The organism is Pseudomonas sp. Leaf48 (assembly GCF_001421885.1).
Lineage (GTDB): Bacteria > Pseudomonadota > Gammaproteobacteria > Pseudomonadales > Pseudomonadaceae > Aquipseudomonas.
Map to the genome: position 1 here is coordinate 157,591 of NZ_LMLH01000032.1, position 16,878 is coordinate 174,468.

Here is a 16,878-nt window from a genome sequence, read left to right on the forward strand (position 1 = left end):
TGGAGCAAGGAATGGCCCCTTCGCGAGCAAGCCCGCTCCCACAGGAAATCTTCAGCAAGCTTAAAACTTGTGTACAACAGCGATCACCTGTGGGAGCGGGCTTGCTCGCGAAGGGGCCAGCCAGTCAAACCCAGGCAACTACCAGCAACCCCGCCCCCAGCATCACACACAACGGCGAGTACACCCAGGTATCCAGCCAGGCGAACCGCGAGCCTTTGACCTCCTTGAAAAACCCCACCAGTTCCGAATCGCCGATGGCCCGGGCGAACAGTAAAAGTGCAACGGCGCTGATCAGCCACTGCAGCCACCCGTGATTCACTTGTGGCAGGCACAAGCCGACCCGCAAGCACACCAGCAGAGCAATCAACAGCAACGCGCCAGCCACCAGCAGCGTGATCCAGCCTCGCGGCTTGAAGGCCGGGCGCAGTTGTTTACTGCCCTCCTCCGGCACCTGCGGGACTGCCGCCACCGCCGCCCACTCGCCACCCAGCGCCCAATACACATGCACCAGGCTGATCACTGCAAAGATCGCCACCAGCCACCGCGCTAACATCAAGGTCATGAATGCGAATCCTGGAAGGAGAATGCCCAGACATAGAGCAGGTGATCATTCGAGATCGGCAGCAACTTTATCCGCCACGTCCTTGGGCACCCAGGCCTGCCAGACATCCGGGTGTGCCCTCATGAACGCTTGCGCGGCCTGACGCGGCGCAGTGTGTTTCTCGCTCATCTCGGCCAGGGCCTTGTTCAACGGCTCGATCGGAAAATCAACCTTGGAGAAGAACTCGGCGATTTGCGGGTATTGTTTCTGGAACGGGGTGGACACACCGATGGACAGCTTGGAGGCCAGTGAACGAGTCGGTTGCGGGTTGGGATTATCGGCGTCGGTCAGGGTCTTCCAGGCCTCGGCATCGAACGGTGGCTCTTCCAGTTGGACCAGCTTGAAGCGGCCGAGCAACGGCGTGGGTGACCAATAATAGAAGAGCACAGGCTTGCCACGCCGAATCGACGAACTGATTTCCGCATCCAGCGCCGCGCCCGAACCACTGCGGAAGTTCACATAGCTGTCTTCCAGACCGTAGGCCTTGAGCTTCTGTTTGTTGACCACTTCCGACGTCCAGCCGATCGGGCTGTTGAGAAAACGTCCCTTGTCTGGAGCTTCCGGGTCGCTAAACACGTTTTTGTAGCGCGGCAGGTCGGTGACACTGCGCAGGTCCGGTGCCATCGGCTTGATGCCTTTGGCCGGATCGCCCTTGATCACATACTCCGGTACCCACCAGCCCTCGGTGGCGCCCTTGACCGTGTCGCCCAGACTGACGACCTTGCCTTCGGCCTCCGCCTTGACCCAGACCGGACTGCGCCCGGCCCATTCTTCACCAATGACCTGGATATCGTTGTTGGCCAGTGCGGTTTCCAGGGTAATGGTGGTACCCGGCAAGGTATCGGTCGGCAGCCCGTAGCCCTTCTCGACAATGATGCGCAGGACATCGGTAATCAGGCTGCCGCTTTCCCAGTTCAGATCGGCGAAGTGGATCGGCGCCTGGGCGGCGGACACCGGGACCGGGCTTGCCAGCAGCCCGATAGTGGCCAGCACCGCAGCCAGCAACCGTCGAAATCCGTTCATGCTTTTGCACCTCGTGCTGTTCACAGCAATAGCAGGATGGCCTGGCAGAAGACCGCAAAGCCTCAAAATACTCAGTCAATTGACTGTAGTAGAGGATCCTGCTTTCGAGGGGCGTGATTCAATTTTCGGAAATTTCCTGCAAACGCATCAGCTCTTTCCTGACCATGCTGGCGTACTCCGCCGGTCGCAACAGGTAAATCTGTGAAGCCACCCAGCTCAGCCAGGCTCCCTGCAGAACGGCCCGCTGCTCAAACAGCCGCAGTGCTTCGCTTTGCGCGCCGGCCAGGTTCCGTGCGTGGAAATCGGCGCGGGACAGCGTCATTACTCGCTGGCCTTGAAGGTCACCAGTTCGCCCTTGCGCCATTTGGCTGCCTTGGCAGTCACGGCCTTCAGGGTCTTGGTCAGGTTTTCCTGCAATTGTTGATTCGCGGCGAATACCGTCACCACGTTGTGCCCTTCCTTGAACACGATCGCCTCACCGTCGGCAGTGGTCACGAAAGCGTAATCGCCCAGACCGTAGACCGTGAGTTTGATGTCGCGGAACCGGATCTCCAGCTTGCCGCCTTCGCGACTCGGTAGCACCGAGGCGCTGAAATGATCGCCGACCTTGAGTTTGAGTCCCGGTTTGTCGTCCACCACCAGGGCTGAATCGGTGTCGATTTCGGCAATGTAGATGCCTTCAGCGCTCTGTTCGGTGATGTAAACGAAACGTGACTGAAATTGTTTAACCAGCTTTGCGCGCAGATCGCCCAGCACGAACAAAGCATGCATATCGAGATTACTTACTGCCAAGGAAACATCCCCACATCTGTTAATGGTGCCGCACGCAGGAAAAGCGCGCGGCCAAAAAAGCGGCAATGCCGAAGGTGAAGCCAAAGAACCCGGGTTGATACCTGAATGAGCAGTGCACTCATTTATCACGAGGCTGAGAGACTACTGGAGCGTCACTCGCATCGTCCTGACAGGCGTTCGACAAAGGTTGAAGGAAAACGCCTATTTACGGTCAGAAAAATCCGGACTATCAACATCAAGGAAAAAACCTAAAAAGAAAAGCACATTTCCTACATATCGCTAGCAAAAAATTGCTTTAGATAACCATCTGTCACCCACCAGCGGCGGCAATTCTAGAGCAGCGATGCTGTTGCAGACTACCCAAAACGACGTAAACACTTCGGTAAACATTGAAAAGGACTTCATATGTGCACGCTGACACACTTCGCCCAACCCTTTGCTACCCTCCCGCCGACGCCGTCGAATGCCTGTCCGGCACAGCTGCGCAGCCCTGAACGGCCTGACGAGGTCGTGGCAGGGGCTCGTTTCCAGGTGGTTCTGGCGGGCAATGCCTTCTTCCACATCAGGGAAATTTCTACCGGCTGCGTAAGAGGTTTCCGAGCCAGCCATAACGAAGCCTGTGCTCTGGCCCGCTCTTTCGAATCACGAATATGATTGGCCAACAGTACCGTTTCGTCAGCCCGGCGACTTAACTCAGCCGCCAGCGGGCAACTACTGCCATACTGCCGGCCCAATCAAACACCTCTCCGACCGCTGGGATGTGTTGAATACAATAATATATTTTCAAGGGAAGGCTGCTACGTGACGGAATTTGATATCGGCGAGTTTTTTATCCGGGGCGAAGCCAGAGAGCTCGACGGTGAATTTCAGGCAGTGATTGTCATGCGCGCCAAGCCACCGCTCAAGACCGTGACCTACCATCAGGTCGAAAAGGATCGCTGGTTCAAGACCCCGGATGTCGCCGCCATTGCCGCGCAGGAATCGGCCAAGGCCCTCAAAGCCGCCGTCGATGCAGGAGCATTGAAAGCCTGACGGTCAAGTTAGCGTCTATGCTCTGCTCTAAGTTTTGGCATCAGGATCGAACTCCGCCAGCGCGGCTTCCTCAGATGCAGTGAAGCCGCGCTTTCATACCCGATTGCGACTGACTAACTGCAAGGAGATGAAGATGGAATCACCGACCCACGACCTCAAAGGCCTGTTCGACCAGCTAGGCCTGGACTCCAATCAGAAAGCTATCGACGATTTCATTGCCAGTCACTCCCCGCTCCCCGACGACAAGAAACTTATCGATGCCGACTTCTGGACACCGCAACAAGCCGGTTTCCTGAAAGAACAACTACGTGAAGACGCTGACTGGGCGCGGGTGGTCGATGACCTCAACCTGCGCATGCATCAGACACACTGACGTCACTCAATGCAGGCTGTCCGGCTTGCCGGCGTCCAATCTCGCCAGCCAGGCAGCCTTGCACTCCTCTGCTTCATCGCGACTGGAGAACGCCGTACCCCGGCGCTCGCCGTTGAGCAATACCACCCAGCAGACGCTGCGCCCCAACGTGCGCAGGCTGGCAGGCACACCGCTGCCAATCATGACTGCGACATCAACTTTGCATTGCATACTGACCGTCCAAACTTCATTAGCAACCTAACTATGTAGGCATGTTAATAAGTTTTCCGTGGAGGAAACAGCCATGCCTTGCACAGCTGTGTTGCAAAGCGAGTAACAATTACCCTGCCGACGCATTTTCCGGCTTGTAGCCCAGACGCAACCCGCCCCAGTGGCGACCGTTGAGCATGATCGGTACCGAGAGATCGTGCATCAGCTCACCGGTGTCACGGGTATAGGTTTGCAACAGCACGGCCTTCTGATGGCTGCCGCAGCGAATCCCGGTGCGGTCGGCGAACTTGCGCTTGGTGCGATTGTGTACGGCATCAACTTGCGCATCGCCGGTCAATGGCTGGCTGAACGCACGATTATGGGTGGGCACATAACCCTGCTGAGTACAGGCGATGGCGAACACCAGCCCTTCATGGCGCGACAACAGGGGTTCCTGAATGCCTGGCAGCACTTGATCGGTATATCGATCGAAGCGTGTCTGGAATTTTGCCGGGCTGGTATTGGCGATCGCCTGGTAGGTGCGATCGAACAGGTCGTCCAGGCTGATGCAGCCTGCCTCGACATCCGCTTCAAAACGCGCTGCGATCTGTGCCGCACCTTCCTGGGCGAGGTCGTAAACGCGCTGGTGATAGTCATCAAGACCCACCTCTGCAAGGCGTTCGCTGATGGTTTCGGCCTGGCCTTCCATTTGCACCGCTGCTTCGGCGAGGCGCCGGGTCTGTTGATCGCTGATCGCCAGGTCGCCGCGCATCTGCTCGATGGCCAGGAACAGGCTGTCGAATTGTTCACGGTTGGTCTGCGCACCTTGGGCGATTTCCCCTACCTGACTTTCGACACTGGCCGTCAGACGGGCAATGTTGTCCAGATGCTGGCCGGTGCTCTCTATCTGCCCGACTCCGCTGACCAGGTCGCTGGATAGTTGCCGGATCTGCTCCACCACTTGCGCGGTGCGCTGCCGTATATCGGCCACCATCTCCCCGACTTCGCCGGTGGCAGTCGCCGTGCGCGCAGCGAGACCGCGGACTTCATCGGCCACCACAGCAAAGCCGCGGCCGTGTTCCCCGGCACGCGCCGCCTCAATCGCAGCGTTCAACGCCAGCAGGTTGGTCTGACTGGCGATGGATTGAATCACCAGGGTCACGCGCTGGATATCGTCGCTGCGCAGGCTCAAGGCCTCAATCAGCTCGCGGCTGCTATTGGCGCGCTGGCTGAGCTGTTGCATCTGCGCGATGGATTCAATCAGCTCCGCACGCCCGGCCACAGCGCTCTCATGACTCTCGCTGGCGGCACTCAGGGCCTGACGACTATGGGACGAGGTGGCTTGTTCGGTGGCAATCAGCACCTGCGCGTTGCTGACAACCTGCGCAGCGGCCCCGAGCTGTGATTGCACCCTGGCTGCCAGTTGGCGAACGGAAAAGGCAACCCCGGCGGCGGATAGCGCGTTGTGGCTAGTGGTGCAGGAGAGATCACGCGTCAGGGCACCGATGGCGTCAGCGTCATCGGCAGGAGCGGCCTCGGCAGTGCTGCGCGAGCGCAGTCGCGGCAGCCAGATAATCAGCACGGCCGGTGGCAGGCCAAGGTAAAGCGACCAGCCACTGACCGTCATGCCGCCCAACAACAGTATCAGGGCGATGCTTTGCAGTGTTGGAGTCAGCCAGCGGTTCTTCGGCAAAAGCACTGGTGCAGGCACTGCTGCAACCAGAGGTCCTTCTCTCGTCATCTTCATCACCCCGGATAGCTTCTAATTGTTGTACCCGCAGTTAACGCCACTACATGGCCATTATCCATGGTCCATTGGTAGGGGGTGTTGGGGCGGGTCAGCAGAAGTACCGGGATTTTGTAAAAACGGCGAAAAGCAAAGGCAGCCAGATGATCACTGGCTGCCCCGCAGAATCAGGCCTGACGCTGGTGCTTGTCGATTTGCTCGTGACGTTCCTGAGCTTCGATGCAGTACTTGGTGGTCGGGCTGATCAGCAAGCGCTTGAGGCCGATCGCCTCGCCGCTGTCATCGCACCAGCCAAAGCTGTCTTCTTTGATGCGTTCCAGCGCTTGTTCCAACTGAGGCAGCATGCGCTGGTCGCGATCGATCGCGTTTACCAGCCAGGTGCGCTCTTCTTCGACCGAAGCCGCGTCAGCCGGGTCAGCCGGGGTGTCCAGACTCTCGATGGCGATACGGTTCTGCTCGATGCGCTCATGGGTTTCGACTTTCATGTTCTGCAACAGCTCGGAGAAAAAAGCATGTTGCTCGGAGTTCATGTAGTCGTCCGCCGGCATGGCCAGCAACTTGTCCTTTGTCATTGATATCTCTATAAAAAAACGTGCATTAAGGCGAATAAGGGAGCGTTCCGGCAGACCTGGGCAGGCCATCGGAAAGGCGCCATTTTTTCCAAGCGCCACCCGGCACTCAATTTACGAGGGGCGGCAGTCTAAGGCCGACTTGAGGCATCAGCAACTGAAAAGACAGCGAATTTGTCCGACAAGGCCCTGAAAATGCTCTGCGGCAGGCTTCAGGCCGTTAATCGGATTGCGTTTATAGCAAGAAATTCAATCGCGCGGCTGTATATAGAAGACAAACGGCCTCTCCTGCAGCGGCACCATCGGGGATTTCCCCGGAAACCTGCGCGGGTGGACGCCTTTTGCAGCCCGACAAATCAACCGAGCTTGTCCCATCGTCATGACGACGGTCAGTTGTTGATGGTTTTGCTGACAGCAGAAGTGAAAACGCCGCTTCTGCCAGTGGCAGAAGCGGCAGAGGCATGTGCCTCAGGCTATTACGTGAACAGCGCGATCAGGATGATGATCGGGATCGGTACACCGAGAAAAAGCAGCAGTAATGAGCGCATGGTATTTCTCCTGAATTAACGTGGGGTGGTCACGTAGGTGTCGGTTTCCAGATAAACCACCGCATCGCGACGACGGCCGCCGAAGGTAGCGGCAAGGCTGGCGAAGAACGCGCCAATCAACAGGGCAACGAACATCCACAAGGTGGTCCAGGCGGCGACCTTGGCGGCGGTGTCGGCGGCTTGCTGCGCGGCCAGTTTGGCGTCGACCACGGCTTTTTGGGTGCGGGCATAGACTTCGTCGACTCGACGCTCGGCATCGGCCTGGGTCAGGTTGGTCCGCTGTGCAACCATTTGTGCCAGGTAGGTCCGGTCTTCGGCGGCCAGTTGACCGTCATTGCCCAGGTTGCGCACAAAGATGCGGGTTACGGTGCCGCGGGCAGCGTCATCACTGACGGCGGCCGGGCGATCATCGCGAAACAGACTGTCGACGAAGTAGCCGTATTGATCACTGTCGGTATTGCCGGCGGCAGTCCCCATGGCTTGAGTCGCGGTGCTCGCTGCGCCGCCGACAACATTGGCACCGGCCTGTACACCGCCACTGACAATGCTGCTGACCGAGCCGGCCACCAGAGTTGCAGTCACCAGAGTGGCTACGCACCAGGCGAGAAAACCATGGGCCGTATCACGGAAGTAAACTTCATCGCCATGCATGTACGCCCACTTCACCCGCAGCCGCCCGGCAATGTACCCACCGAGTCCCGATGCAACGATTTGCGTGAAGGCCAGCCAGACGATGGTGGAGATCCCCAGACCCTTGGCACTCACGCCTTCGTGGGCCCAAGGCGACACTGCCGAAAAGCCCAGGCCGAAGCCGAGCAGAACCAGAATCAGCGACAACGCCGCCGCAGCGGCCGCCCCGGCGAAAATCGCCCCCCAGGACACGCCGCTAAGCGTGCTGGATTCATCTACCCCAGGGTAGAAACCATCAGAGGATCTATTCATCGTTGTATCGCTCCAGGCATGAAAGAAAGTGTTACAACTCTTCGATCAAGGAATTGCAGCCACCGTGCCAGTCGCTCTCTTGGAATAAATCCTTAAAATTCAAAAACTTAAAAAATTTGAACTAACCAGGCCCTTGCAAATTGCAAGGAACGGTTATGTTGAACGGGTTTTATGCATTGTTCATTTGCGCTTATAGCTTTTAGTACCGCCAGGAGTCAGGCAGTACACCCCGCCCCGGGGGCCCGTGCAGAATGAACCCGTGCCACATGCGCAACCTTCACCATCACCAACAAAGGCTTGGGGACGGGCCTGGCTTTTATTGCCGAACATCGCTGAACAACTCTTTTTGGAGCCACTGATCGAGCCGTCATTACAAAGGAACAGGTCACCATCGCAGCGATCAATCCCACCCTTTTTACCGGAGCATGGGGTATTACCGGCCCAGGCCGGTGAGCTCAAGACACTGAGCAACAACAAACTTGCCGGCAACCAGCCGCGACGGAACAAAGTGCGCACAATGAAATTTCCCACCTGAAGCCATGGCCTAATGATATCAATCCACCCAGGCGGCGCCACACCAACATGAAAGTTAATTTATTAAGCGAGAGGAAATTCTTGGCAAAATGCTCGCAACTTCGTATCAAACCGATTATCAGGCCAACCCTATGACCCGCATCCTGACCATTGAAGACGACGCCGTGACCGCCCGGGAAATTGTCGCTGAACTGAGCAACCATGGCCTGGACGTGGACTGGGTCGACAATGGCCGTGAGGGTCTTGAGCGCGCAGTCAGCGGTGACTATGACCTGATCACCCTCGATCGCATGTTGCCGGAACTCGATGGCCTGGCGATCGTCACCACCCTGCGGACCATGGGCGTGGCCACGCCTATTCTGATGATCAGCGCCCTTTCCGACGTCGATGAGCGGGTCCGCGGTTTGCGCGCAGGTGGCGACGATTACCTGACCAAACCCTTTGCCACCGATGAAATGGCCGCCCGGGTCGAAGTCCTGCTGCGTCGGCAAAACACCGTGACCGCCCAGGCCACCACGTTGCGCGTGGCCGATCTGGAACTGAACCTGATCAGCCACGAAGCCAGCCGCGACGGCCAGTTGCTGACGCTGCTGCCCACCGAATACAAGCTGCTGGAATTCCTGATGCGCAACAGCGGGCAGATCCTGTCGCGAATGATGATTTTCGAAGAGGTCTGGGGTTACCACTTCGATCCCGGCACCAACCTGATCGATGTCCATATCGGCCGCCTGCGCAAGAAGATTGACCCACCTGGCAATGCCCCGTTGATTCGGACCGTGAGAGGCTCGGGTTATGTCATTGCCGAACCCGTCTAAAGGCTGGCGCTCCTCCAGCAGCCGCCTGCTGGCGCTCTACAGTTCACTGTTCGTGATCTGGAGCGCGAGCCTCATGGGGGTGATGTACTACGAGGTATCGAGCTATCTGGACAACCTGGCCAAACATTCGCTGATGCAACGCCAGCATCTGTTTTCGCATTTCTCCGGCGAACAACTGGCGGACGCCCTCGCCGTCAGCATGACGTTCGATATTCGCGGCGTCGATGCCTACGGTTTGTTTGATGCCGAACTCCGCTACCTCAATGGCGCCCTGCGCCACATCCCCTACGGCCTGCCGCTGGACGGCAAGATCCACATGCTCAGCGATTGTGCCGGTTCCGACGATCCGACCCTGCCCGCCGACAGCTGCGACGCGGTGGCGACCCAAACCCGGGACGGCCGCTGGCTGGTGCTGGTGCGCGACAACGGCTCGCTGTTCGCCGTAACCCGGATAATCCTGCATGCCCTGTTCTGGGGTGCGACCCTGACCATAATCCCCGGCATCATTGGCTGGCATTTGCTGCGCCGGCGTCCGCTGCAACGCATACGCGCGATTCAGGCCAGCGCCGAAGCCATAGTCGCCGGCGACCTGACGCGGCGCTTGCCGCTGTCCAACCGGCGCGACGAACTGGACATGCTCGCCGCCATCGTCAACGCCATGCTCGAACGTATCGAGCGCCTGATGCACGAGGTCAAGGGGGTGTGCGACAACATCGCCCACGACCTGCGCACACCCCTGACCCGCCTGCGTGCGCAGCTCTACCGCATGCAACAACAGGCCGGTGAAGGTTCCAAAGAGGCGGCACAGCTGGATCTGGTACTCGGCGAGGCCGACACGCTGATGGCGCGCTTTCGGGGATTACTGCGGATTTCCGAACTCGAAGACCGTCAGCGCCGTTCCGGCTTCGTGCAGCTCGACCCGACACCGCTGCTGCAGGAACTGCATGACTTCTATTTACCCCTGGCAGAAGACGATGGCCTGGTTTTCCAATTGCAGCTGCCGGGGACTTTGCCACCACTTAATGGCGACCGCGCCCTGCTGTTTGAAGCAGTGGCGAATCTGTTGAGCAACTCGATCAAATTCACCCCACCCGGGGGCCAGGTGATTCTGCGCGGGACAGACGCGGGCGGCCACACGAAAATCGAAGTGCTCGACTCCGGGCCCGGCATTCCCGAGGCCGAACGCGAAGCGGTGTTCCAGCGTTTCTACCGCGCTGAAGCGGGCAATCTCAAAAGCGGATTCGGCCTGGGGCTGTCGATCGTCGCAGCCATTGTCAGCCTGCATGGATTTACCCTGGAGGTAGGTAGCAGTGAGCTGGGGGGTGCGCAGTTGGTGCTTGATTGTCGGCAGCGGCTGATTCCTCAGGCCTGATCTTAATGACGACCAAGCCCCCTCGCCACAGAGACTCGCCCGCAGGGTCAATGCTGACGCACTGACCCTGGTAATACTCTCCCGATCAATCAGGTTCAGATGGCCATACTGTCGACGACGCCACCGTCGACCCGCAAGGCAGCACCAGTGGTGGCCGACGACAACGGCGAAGCGATGTACGCCACCAGGTTCGCCACTTCCTCGACATTGGCCACGCGCTGGATGATCGAAGTCGGCCGAGCGTTGCGTACGAAGTCATCGGCTTCCTCCTGAACACTGCGGCCCGACCTGGCAATGGCATCCTTGAGCATCAGTTCCACTCCGTCGGTCAACGTCGGACCGGGCAGGATCGCATTGACCGTCACCCCGGTGCCCGCCAGCCGCTTGGCCAATCCATGGGACACGGCGAGGTTGGCGCTTTTGGTCACGCCATAATTGAGCATGTCGGCCGGAATGGCGATCCCGGATTCCGAAGACAGGAAAATCACCCGTCCCCAGCCCTGCTTGACCATGTCCGGCACGTAATGCCGAGACAGGCGCACACCGGAGATCACGTTGACCTCATAGAAGCGCGCCCACTCACTGTCGGGCGTCTCAAAGAAATCCACCGCGTTGTAGATCCCCAGATTGTTCACCAGGATGTCGGCCCGGGGTTCGGCGGCGAACAGTTTGTCGGCGCCTTCTGCCGTGCCCAGGTCCGCGGTCAGACCACGCAACTGTGCACCGGGCACTTGCTGGCGAATGCTCGCCAGAGCCTGTTCGACCTTGGCCGTGTCGCGACCGATCACCACCACGGTAGCGCCGGATTCGGCCAGCGCCTTGCTGATACCCAAGCCAATGCCCGCCGTGCTGCCGCTGACGATCGCCAGTTTCCCGCTCAAATCAATTTTCATACGTCACCACCCCTCAATGTAGGAACTGCCAAAGGCTGCGAACTTTTGACCCGGCAACGCGGCTCGACCGCAAACCTGCTTCACCTCGCCCGTCAGTTGACGTAAAGCCGCAGGAATCCTCTGCGCTCGGCGGACCAGCTCGAAGGTCTGCGCCAGCGTAGTCTGGATATCGACTTGGTCAACTGCGTGCCGATGACGCGACGTTCGACATCAACCTGTCCGAGCTATCGATGTTCTGGAACGGCGTCAACGATAACGATCCGGCAGAACGCTGGTTGCGCTGGAAAACTGCACAGCACATGTCGGCTCCACTGCCGGGGCACTAGGCAATCGAACCCATGCCGGGTCGGAATCGCGCAGGTACACCGGCATGTCGGTCACCGGGGGCATGGCCGGAATCTCGAAATACATCTGCACCACCCAGCCACGGTGATAGCTGGCGTGGTTGACCACATGCATCAACATGGCGCCGGCGCTCATGGAGCCGCTTTCGCCCGAGACAAAGGTGAATTCGATGGGTTTGTCCAGCGAGGCATCGGTTTGCCGGGCGCACCAGTCGCAGTACCAGTGATCGATTTCTTTTTGCGCCCTGTGCAATTCAGACAGCTCGGCATGCAGCAGATCATGCGAGGTCTTGAAGTCGTGCCCCCGGCCTTCGAGGTGGGCCCGCCAGATGCAGTCCACAACTAACACGTGATTGAGCGTGCCGACCATGTTCTTGAACACCGATATTCGCTCTTTATTGACCTCTCCGGGCGGTAACGCCATGAGGCTGTCAAACAGCCGCTGATTGGCCCAGCGTTTGTAATCGGCGAGCAGGCAGGCAGTGCGTGCGGTAATCATCAGAGTTCTCCGATGGCGATGCGCACTCCCTAGCATAGACCCGATAGGCTTTGGCAGCCCATACGCTGATCATCGGTAGAAAATATCGGCCTGCACCGGACAATGAATTTCTGCCACCACAAAATGTATGTCGCACCCGCAGGGAACTCCTGCCGATCGTCGCGCATCCTAAATAGTGTGGTACATCCCTTATGCTTCACGCTGTCGGAGGACACCGTCATGCGCCGTCTATTTATCCTTGCTTCGCTGGTATTTTGTTTGCCCTTCGGTTCGGCCATGGCCGACGTGGACGCCGAAGACGTTGCCACGTCCGCGGGTGTGTCCGCGTCGCTGTACTCGACCTTCAAAGACCACAAACTGATGATTCCCGCCCGGGATGACGCCTCCAGTTTCGTGGCCAGTGACGGCGCGATCCGGGGTGCCTACCTGGAGTCGGTATTACAGACGATTCGTCAGGACCATCCCGAACTCAACAACACCAGTGACGAAGACCTGGCCCGCGCCATCCTCGTTCAGTAAGGCGTTGCCGATCATTGAAGATCGACCCACGGCAAGGCCCGTGACAGCTGTGCAGGGGTCGCCACAGGCTGCGATCTTTTGCTGATTATCTTGGGGCATTGAAAGCCAACACAGATAAAATTCAAGAGCAAAAGATCGCGGCCTGCGGCAGCTCCGACAGTGGAGGCCTCATGAAACTCTCGGCCAGAATGGCGTTGCGTTGCTCGCCATTGTCGGCACTCTCGCCTACCTCGGGCTTGCGGTCTGGGGCCTGGGTGGATTCAGTGCGTTTTTCGCCCATGGATCGCTGATCGTCGTGGCCCTCGCCACACTGGTCATGGCCGTGGCTTCGCTGTTTACCGAGGCCAGCCTGAGTCCGGGTGAGCGTGAAGACCGGGCCAATCGCTGGGTGATCCCGGCCCTTGGCGTGCTCGGAATATTGAGCGGTTTCCTGCCGGCCTACACCGACCGCATTGATTTCTGGACATTCGGTGGCGAAGGTGTGCGCTGGCTCGGGGCGTTGTTGTTCATCATTGGCGGCGCATTGCGCCTGTGGCCGGTGTTCGTGCTGGGCAGGCGCTTCAGCGGGCTGGTGGCGATCCAGCCTGGGCACAGGCTGGTAACCGAGGGGATCTACCGCAACCTGCGCAACCCCAGTTACTTGGGAATGCTGATCATAGGCCTGGGATGGGCACTGGCCTTTCGTTCGGGGGTTGGCTTGCTATTGACGGCGCTGATGCTGATCCCGCTGATTGCCCGTATTCACTCGGAAGAAGTCTTGCTGAAAGCGCAGTGTGGCGGTGAATACGAGGCCTATTGCAGCCGCAGCTGGCGACTGATCCCCGGCCTTTACTAGCTTGAACACAGTGCCCCTGCGTGATTTGGAACGTTATCCCGGTGGGAGCGGGCTTGCTCGCGAAAGCGCAGTGTCAGCGGGCAGTGTTGTCGACTGGCACTGCGCTTTCGCGAGCAAGCCCGCTCCCACAGGGCGGATGGTGCTGGTCAGGTATTTTGTAGTTGAATTTGATCACCGGATTTCAGGCAAACGGCGACCGACTCATAGTCCACCAGCGTCGCATGTGGCGTCTGAATCGGATGATCATGGGTTGACGTGATGACGACCAGATCCGCGCGTGCGGCTTCAGCAGCGAGAATCCCCACCGTAGCATCCTCGAAGATCAGGCACTCACTGATCTCGACCCCCAGCTTGCGAGCCGCGAGCCGGTAACCGGCAGGATCGGGTTTGCCCGCGCTGACGTCCTCGGCGGTCACCATCACCGCAGGTTCCGGGATCCCGGCCGCCGCCATACGGCGCAGCGCCAGCGCCCGCGGTGCAGAGGTGACGATGGCCCACTGTCGGGCCGGCAGCGACTTGAGAAAAGCCGCCGCGCCCGCCACTTCGGTCACCCCATCGACATCTTCGATCTCGGCTGCAGTGATCCACTGCGCCTGCGCCTGGGCATCCACCCCGGGCAACCCCAGGCGACTGATGGTGTCGATGGCACGAGCACCATGGATGGTTGGCAGGAAAGTCTCGACATCGACCCCGTGGCGCACCGCCCAAGTGGCCCAGACTCGCTCGGCGGCGGCAATAGAGGTGAGGACGGTACCGTCCATATCGAACAGAAACGCGCGATAGGCCGTGTTGAAAACCGATTCAAGGGCAGACAAAAGAGAACCTCACAGGTGCCGGGCAGAGTTGCCCGGCAATGTAACATCCCCCCCGATGTCGCGGTACACACCCCCTGTAGGTTGTGTCAGTGGCGGAGCGGGTTCAGGGCACCTTGCACGCAATCGAGCAATTGCCCGATGGCCCAGGGTTTCTTGATGAATGACACCGCATGCCGCACCCCGGAGCTGGCTGGCGTTTCAAAGCCGGACATGATCATGATCGGTTTTTCCGGCCAGCGATCGCCAAATTGGTTGGCCAGGTCCGCACCATTGAGCGTGCCGGGCATGGTGATGTCCGTCAGTAGCATGCGCACTCGCGTGGCATGTTCCTCCAGGTACTGCGAGGCCGCGTCCGCACTGCTTTGTGGTTCAACCACAAAGCCTTCCTCTTGCAGAATTTCACAGAGAAACTCCAGGATCAGCGGATCATCTTCAACCACCAGAATCAACCCGCCAGGAAGATGTTCGCCCGTCGTCGAATCTCGACTCATGACCATGCCGCTCCCTGATTGCATAAATGAATTCGCGGGCTCTACTCCGCTACCTACAAGGTATGAGCAGCGGACTCGGAGGAAATTCATTTTTGATAGAGGCGCACGACGAATACTTTGAAAGTAGCCGTCATTGCAGCAGGGCCAGCCCGATTCCAGACTGACCCTGACACTTGCAGGGTGGAAGGTTGCAAGCTCCCACAGAGGTTGGGGCGACCAGGACTTACTGCGACGTTTCTTTTTTCATGGTGTCCCTGGACATGCTGTCTTTCTTCATCGAGTCCTTGCTCATTGCATCTTTGGACATGCTGTCTTTGCTCATCGAGTCCTTGGACATGGAGTCCTTTTTCATTGCGTCCCTGGACATCGCGTCCTTGGACATCGAATCCTTGCTCATGCTGTCATTGCTCATCGTGTCCGCTGCGAAAACGCAAGCGGCGCCAACGGCCAGGCACATGGACAGAACAACGGTGGTCAACTTTTTCATGATGAAACTCCTTGATGCATTGGGGAAAGGTAGAAACAACCAGGTGCCCGTCAACTGCCACCGAACCAGTTGTAGCCCTGGTCTTCCCAGTAGCCGCCGCTGTAGGTGTTGCTGACGAAAATCGCCTGAATGTGCTTGGGGTTTTTGTAGCCCAGCTTGGTGGGCATGCGCAGCTTCATCGGGAAGCCATATTCACGGGGCAACACCGCACCGTCCCAGGTCAGCGCCAGCAGGGTTTGCGCATGCAGTGCGGTGGCCATGTCGATGCTGGTGTAGTAGTCATCGGCGCATTTGAAGCCGACGTATTTGGCATCGGTGTCGGCGCCGACGCGCTTGAGAAAATCACTGAAACGCACCCCGCCCCAACGCCCGATCGCGCTCCAGCCTTCCACGCAGATGTGCCGGGTGATTTGCTCGGTCTGGGCCATGGCGCGCAGTTCTTCGAGGCGCCAGCTGCGCTTGTCGGCGACAAGGCCGGTGACTTCCAGCCGATAACCCTCCTCCTCCACCGTCGGCGCTTCGTCGATGCCGTAAAAGGCATTGAACGGAAACGGCCGGGTGATCATCGACTGCGGATAGGTCGGCGCCATGGCGTTGGGGTTGAACAGCCAGCCCTGCACCCGATCATTGAATCGCGACATGGAGGACAACGCACTCTCGACGCTGTCGTTGTCGGTCAGGTTGCAGCCGGACAACATGGCCACGCCTCCGAGGGTCAGGCCACGCAGCAGGAACGAACGGCGTGAGCGGTCCTCGATCTGCGGGGCGAGGATTTTCCGGGCGTCGGTCAGGATGGATGACTCGTCCAGCCCTGATCCTTGAACAGGCTTCTTCATACGTGCTCCTTGCGACCGACAATCATGGCCAGCAATGTTTTTGGAACCAGTGCGACCATCAGCAGATGTACCGCGACGAAGGCCACCAACAGCGCCATGGCGAAGAAGTGCACACGGCGTGCGCCTTCGTAGCCCCACAGCAATTCACGCAGCAGCGGGAACTGCACCGACTTCCACAGCACCAGCCCCGACAGCACCAACAGGATGATGTCGACCATCACGAACAGATACGCCAGCCGTTGCACCTGGTTGTAATGACTCAGGTCGGCGTGCCCCAGCCTGCCCCGCACCGCTGCGCCCAGGTCATGCAGCACGCCTTTGGGCGACACCGGGAAAAAGCGCCGTTGCAATCGGCCGCTGAACAGGTTGCAGGCCAGATAGATAAGACCGTTGATCGCCAGAAACCACATCGCTGCGAAGTGCCATTGCAGGGCTCCGCCGAGCCAGCCGCCGAGGGTAATCGAGGCAGGAAAGCTGAACTCGTAGATCGGCGAGGCGTTGTAGATGCGCCAACCGCTGGTGACCATCACCAGCACCGCCACGGCGTTGAGCCAATGGGTCAGGCGTAGCCAGCGTGGATGACTGGCCTTGGGTGTGGCAGTTGACTGCGACATGTCCGGCT

At 59.0% G+C, this 16,878-nt stretch carries 24 protein-coding genes; 8 read left to right on the forward strand and 16 right to left on the reverse strand.

What is annotated here, in order from left to right; translation table 11 throughout:
* Positions 1-124: 124 nt before the first annotated feature.
* The 4 genes from ASE98_RS23730 to ASE98_RS23745 form a co-directional block, all read right to left on the reverse strand.
* Complete coding sequence (locus ASE98_RS23730; protein ID WP_060543747.1) at positions 125-562, reverse strand: DUF3995 domain-containing protein; 438 nt, start codon at positions 560-562, stop codon at positions 125-127.
* A gap of 45 nt (positions 563-607) precedes the next feature.
* Complete coding sequence (locus ASE98_RS23735; protein WP_060543748.1) at positions 608-1,624, reverse strand: ABC transporter substrate-binding protein; 1,017 nt, start codon at positions 1,622-1,624, stop codon at positions 608-610.
* A 118-nt stretch (positions 1,625-1,742) separates the two neighbouring features.
* Positions 1,743-1,946, reverse strand: a complete 204-nt coding sequence (locus ASE98_RS23740) for a hypothetical protein (RefSeq protein WP_060543749.1) — start codon at positions 1,944-1,946, stop codon at positions 1,743-1,745.
* Positions 1,946-2,416, reverse strand: a complete 471-nt coding sequence (locus ASE98_RS23745; RefSeq protein WP_082457627.1) for a hypothetical protein — start codon at positions 2,414-2,416, stop codon at positions 1,946-1,948. The genes ASE98_RS23740 and ASE98_RS23745 overlap by 1 nt, the downstream gene beginning before the upstream one ends.
* A 405-nt stretch (positions 2,417-2,821) precedes the next feature.
* On the opposite strand from ASE98_RS23745, the gene ASE98_RS27380 reads away from it, so the two are divergent.
* From ASE98_RS27380 to ASE98_RS23755, 3 genes are all read left to right on the forward strand, one after another.
* On the forward strand, positions 2,822-3,070 hold the full coding sequence (locus tag ASE98_RS27380) for a hypothetical protein (protein ID WP_082457628.1): 249 nt from the start codon (positions 2,822-2,824) through the stop codon (positions 3,068-3,070).
* A 147-nt stretch (positions 3,071-3,217) separates the two neighbouring features.
* Positions 3,218-3,448 (forward strand): hypothetical protein, encoded by a 231-nt coding sequence (locus tag ASE98_RS23750; protein WP_060543751.1) that lies wholly within the window; start codon positions 3,218-3,220, stop codon positions 3,446-3,448.
* Between the two features lie 133 nt (positions 3,449-3,581).
* The gene (locus ASE98_RS23755; RefSeq protein ID WP_060543752.1) at positions 3,582-3,821 is read left to right on the forward strand and encodes a DUF2789 domain-containing protein; all 240 of its coding nucleotides are present in this window, start codon (positions 3,582-3,584) and stop codon (positions 3,819-3,821) included.
* Between the two features lie 6 nt (positions 3,822-3,827).
* On the opposite strand, the gene ASE98_RS23760 is transcribed toward ASE98_RS23755, so the two are convergent.
* The 3 genes from ASE98_RS23760 to ASE98_RS23770 form a co-directional block, all read right to left on the reverse strand.
* Positions 3,828-4,031, reverse strand: coding sequence for a hypothetical protein (locus ASE98_RS23760; protein ID WP_060543753.1), 204 nt, complete (start codon positions 4,029-4,031; stop codon positions 3,828-3,830).
* A gap of 109 nt (positions 4,032-4,140) precedes the next feature.
* On the reverse strand, positions 4,141-5,757 hold the full coding sequence (locus ASE98_RS23765) for a methyl-accepting chemotaxis protein (RefSeq protein ID WP_442962713.1): 1,617 nt from the start codon (positions 5,755-5,757) through the stop codon (positions 4,141-4,143).
* A gap of 167 nt (positions 5,758-5,924) precedes the next feature.
* Entirely contained in the window at positions 5,925-6,329 is a 405-nt protein-coding gene (locus tag ASE98_RS23770) for a TraR/DksA family transcriptional regulator (protein ID WP_060543754.1), read from the reverse strand.
* Positions 6,330-6,500: 171 nt separating this feature from the next.
* On the opposite strand from ASE98_RS23770, the gene ASE98_RS23775 reads away from it, so the two are divergent.
* Positions 6,501-6,893 carry a hypothetical protein gene (locus tag ASE98_RS23775; RefSeq protein WP_060543755.1) on the forward strand — a complete coding sequence of 131 codons (393 nt, stop codon included), beginning with the start codon at positions 6,501-6,503 and terminating at the stop codon, positions 6,891-6,893.
* Here the strand turns inward: ASE98_RS23775 and ASE98_RS23780 are convergent.
* The gene (locus tag ASE98_RS23780; protein WP_060543756.1) at positions 6,890-7,816 is read right to left on the reverse strand and encodes a hypothetical protein; all 927 of its coding nucleotides are present in this window, start codon (positions 7,814-7,816) and stop codon (positions 6,890-6,892) included. The two genes, ASE98_RS23775 and ASE98_RS23780, sit on opposite strands and share 4 nt — an antisense overlap.
* A 180-nt stretch (positions 7,817-7,996) precedes the next feature.
* Entirely contained in the window at positions 7,997-8,332 is a 336-nt protein-coding gene (locus ASE98_RS27385; protein WP_082457629.1) for a hypothetical protein, read from the reverse strand.
* A 149-nt stretch (positions 8,333-8,481) separates the two neighbouring features.
* Here ASE98_RS27385 and ASE98_RS23785 point away from each other — a divergent pair, with 149 nt between their 5' ends.
* Entirely contained in the window at positions 8,482-9,165 is a 684-nt protein-coding gene (locus tag ASE98_RS23785) for a response regulator transcription factor (RefSeq protein ID WP_060543871.1), read from the forward strand.
* Positions 9,143-10,537, forward strand: coding sequence for a sensor histidine kinase (locus ASE98_RS23790; RefSeq protein WP_060543757.1), 1,395 nt, complete (start codon positions 9,143-9,145; stop codon positions 10,535-10,537). The genes ASE98_RS23785 and ASE98_RS23790 overlap by 23 nt, the downstream gene beginning before the upstream one ends.
* 95 nt (positions 10,538-10,632) lie before the next feature.
* Here the strand turns inward: ASE98_RS23790 and ASE98_RS23795 are convergent, their stop codons facing one another.
* The gene (locus ASE98_RS23795) at positions 10,633-11,430 is read right to left on the reverse strand and encodes an SDR family NAD(P)-dependent oxidoreductase (protein WP_060543758.1); all 798 of its coding nucleotides are present in this window, start codon (positions 11,428-11,430) and stop codon (positions 10,633-10,635) included.
* A gap of 246 nt (positions 11,431-11,676) precedes the next feature.
* The gene (locus ASE98_RS23800; RefSeq protein WP_060543759.1) at positions 11,677-12,273 is read right to left on the reverse strand and encodes a DinB family protein; all 597 of its coding nucleotides are present in this window, start codon (positions 12,271-12,273) and stop codon (positions 11,677-11,679) included.
* A gap of 219 nt (positions 12,274-12,492) precedes the next feature.
* Between ASE98_RS23800 and ASE98_RS23805 the strand changes: the two genes are divergently transcribed.
* Both ASE98_RS23805 and ASE98_RS23810 read left to right on the forward strand, forming a co-directional pair.
* Positions 12,493-12,792 (forward strand): DUF2388 domain-containing protein, encoded by a 300-nt coding sequence (locus tag ASE98_RS23805; RefSeq protein ID WP_060543760.1) that lies wholly within the window; start codon positions 12,493-12,495, stop codon positions 12,790-12,792.
* 199 nt (positions 12,793-12,991) lie between these two features.
* Positions 12,992-13,627, forward strand: a complete 636-nt coding sequence (locus ASE98_RS23810; protein ID WP_442962714.1) for a methyltransferase family protein — start codon at positions 12,992-12,994, stop codon at positions 13,625-13,627.
* A gap of 146 nt (positions 13,628-13,773) precedes the next feature.
* On the opposite strand, the gene ASE98_RS23815 is transcribed toward ASE98_RS23810, so the two are convergent.
* From ASE98_RS23815 to ASE98_RS23835, 5 genes are all read right to left on the reverse strand, one after another.
* Positions 13,774-14,442, reverse strand: coding sequence for an HAD-IA family hydrolase (locus ASE98_RS23815; RefSeq protein ID WP_060543761.1), 669 nt, complete (start codon positions 14,440-14,442; stop codon positions 13,774-13,776).
* An 86-nt stretch (positions 14,443-14,528) separates the two neighbouring features.
* Positions 14,529-14,933: a response regulator gene (locus ASE98_RS23820; RefSeq protein WP_060543872.1), complete on the reverse strand. Its 405-nt coding sequence runs from the start codon at positions 14,931-14,933 to the stop codon at positions 14,529-14,531.
* 223 nt (positions 14,934-15,156) lie between these two features.
* The gene (locus tag ASE98_RS23825) at positions 15,157-15,420 is read right to left on the reverse strand and encodes a pentapeptide MXKDX repeat protein (protein WP_060543762.1); all 264 of its coding nucleotides are present in this window, start codon (positions 15,418-15,420) and stop codon (positions 15,157-15,159) included.
* Positions 15,421-15,470: 50 nt separating this feature from the next.
* On the reverse strand, positions 15,471-16,256 hold the full coding sequence (locus ASE98_RS23830; RefSeq protein WP_060543763.1) for a molybdopterin-dependent oxidoreductase: 786 nt from the start codon (positions 16,254-16,256) through the stop codon (positions 15,471-15,473).
* A complete protein-coding gene (locus ASE98_RS23835; protein ID WP_060543764.1) occupies positions 16,253-16,870 on the reverse strand; it encodes a cytochrome b/b6 domain-containing protein in 618 nt (205 codons plus the stop codon). Before ASE98_RS23835 ends, ASE98_RS23830 begins: the two co-directional genes overlap by 4 nt.
* Positions 16,871-16,878: the final 8 nt, after the last annotated feature.

Excerpts from the sequence above, each read along its gene's own strand:
- ASE98_RS23795 (WP_060543758.1), bottom strand. The coding sequence starts at position 11,430 with ATGAAAATTGATTTGAGCGGGAAACTGGCGATCGTCAGCGGCAGCACG.
- ASE98_RS23825 (WP_060543762.1), bottom strand. The coding sequence starts at position 15,420 with ATGAAAAAGTTGACCACCGTTGTTCTGTCCATGTGCCTGGCCGTTGGC.
- ASE98_RS23760 (WP_060543753.1), bottom strand. The coding sequence starts at position 4,031 with ATGCAATGCAAAGTTGATGTCGCAGTCATGATTGGCAGCGGTGTGCCT.
- ASE98_RS23780 (WP_060543756.1), bottom strand. The coding sequence starts at position 7,816 with ATGAATAGATCCTCTGATGGTTTCTACCCTGGGGTAGATGAATCCAGC.
- ASE98_RS23800 (WP_060543759.1), bottom strand. The coding sequence starts at position 12,273 with ATGATTACCGCACGCACTGCCTGCCTGCTCGCCGATTACAAACGCTGG.
- ASE98_RS23765 (WP_442962713.1), bottom strand. The coding sequence starts at position 5,757 with ATGAAGATGACGAGAGAAGGACCTCTGGTTGCAGCAGTGCCTGCACCA.
- ASE98_RS23830 (WP_060543763.1), bottom strand. The coding sequence starts at position 16,256 with ATGAAGAAGCCTGTTCAAGGATCAGGGCTGGACGAGTCATCCATCCTG.
- ASE98_RS23805 (WP_060543760.1), top strand. The coding sequence starts at position 12,493 with ATGCGCCGTCTATTTATCCTTGCTTCGCTGGTATTTTGTTTGCCCTTC.
- ASE98_RS27380 (WP_082457628.1), top strand. The coding sequence starts at position 2,822 with ATGTGCACGCTGACACACTTCGCCCAACCCTTTGCTACCCTCCCGCCG.
- ASE98_RS23790 (WP_060543757.1), top strand. The coding sequence starts at position 9,143 with ATGTCATTGCCGAACCCGTCTAAAGGCTGGCGCTCCTCCAGCAGCCGC.
- ASE98_RS23730 (WP_060543747.1), bottom strand. The coding sequence starts at position 562 with ATGACCTTGATGTTAGCGCGGTGGCTGGTGGCGATCTTTGCAGTGATC.
- ASE98_RS23735 (WP_060543748.1), bottom strand. The coding sequence starts at position 1,624 with ATGAACGGATTTCGACGGTTGCTGGCTGCGGTGCTGGCCACTATCGGG.
- ASE98_RS23835 (WP_060543764.1), bottom strand. The coding sequence starts at position 16,870 with ATGTCGCAGTCAACTGCCACACCCAAGGCCAGTCATCCACGCTGGCTA.
- ASE98_RS23785 (WP_060543871.1), top strand. The coding sequence starts at position 8,482 with ATGACCCGCATCCTGACCATTGAAGACGACGCCGTGACCGCCCGGGAA.
- ASE98_RS23755 (WP_060543752.1), top strand. The coding sequence starts at position 3,582 with ATGGAATCACCGACCCACGACCTCAAAGGCCTGTTCGACCAGCTAGGC.
- ASE98_RS23740 (WP_060543749.1), bottom strand. The coding sequence starts at position 1,946 with ATGACGCTGTCCCGCGCCGATTTCCACGCACGGAACCTGGCCGGCGCG.
- ASE98_RS23770 (WP_060543754.1), bottom strand. The coding sequence starts at position 6,329 with ATGACAAAGGACAAGTTGCTGGCCATGCCGGCGGACGACTACATGAAC.
- ASE98_RS23820 (WP_060543872.1), bottom strand. The coding sequence starts at position 14,933 with ATGAGTCGAGATTCGACGACGGGCGAACATCTTCCTGGCGGGTTGATT.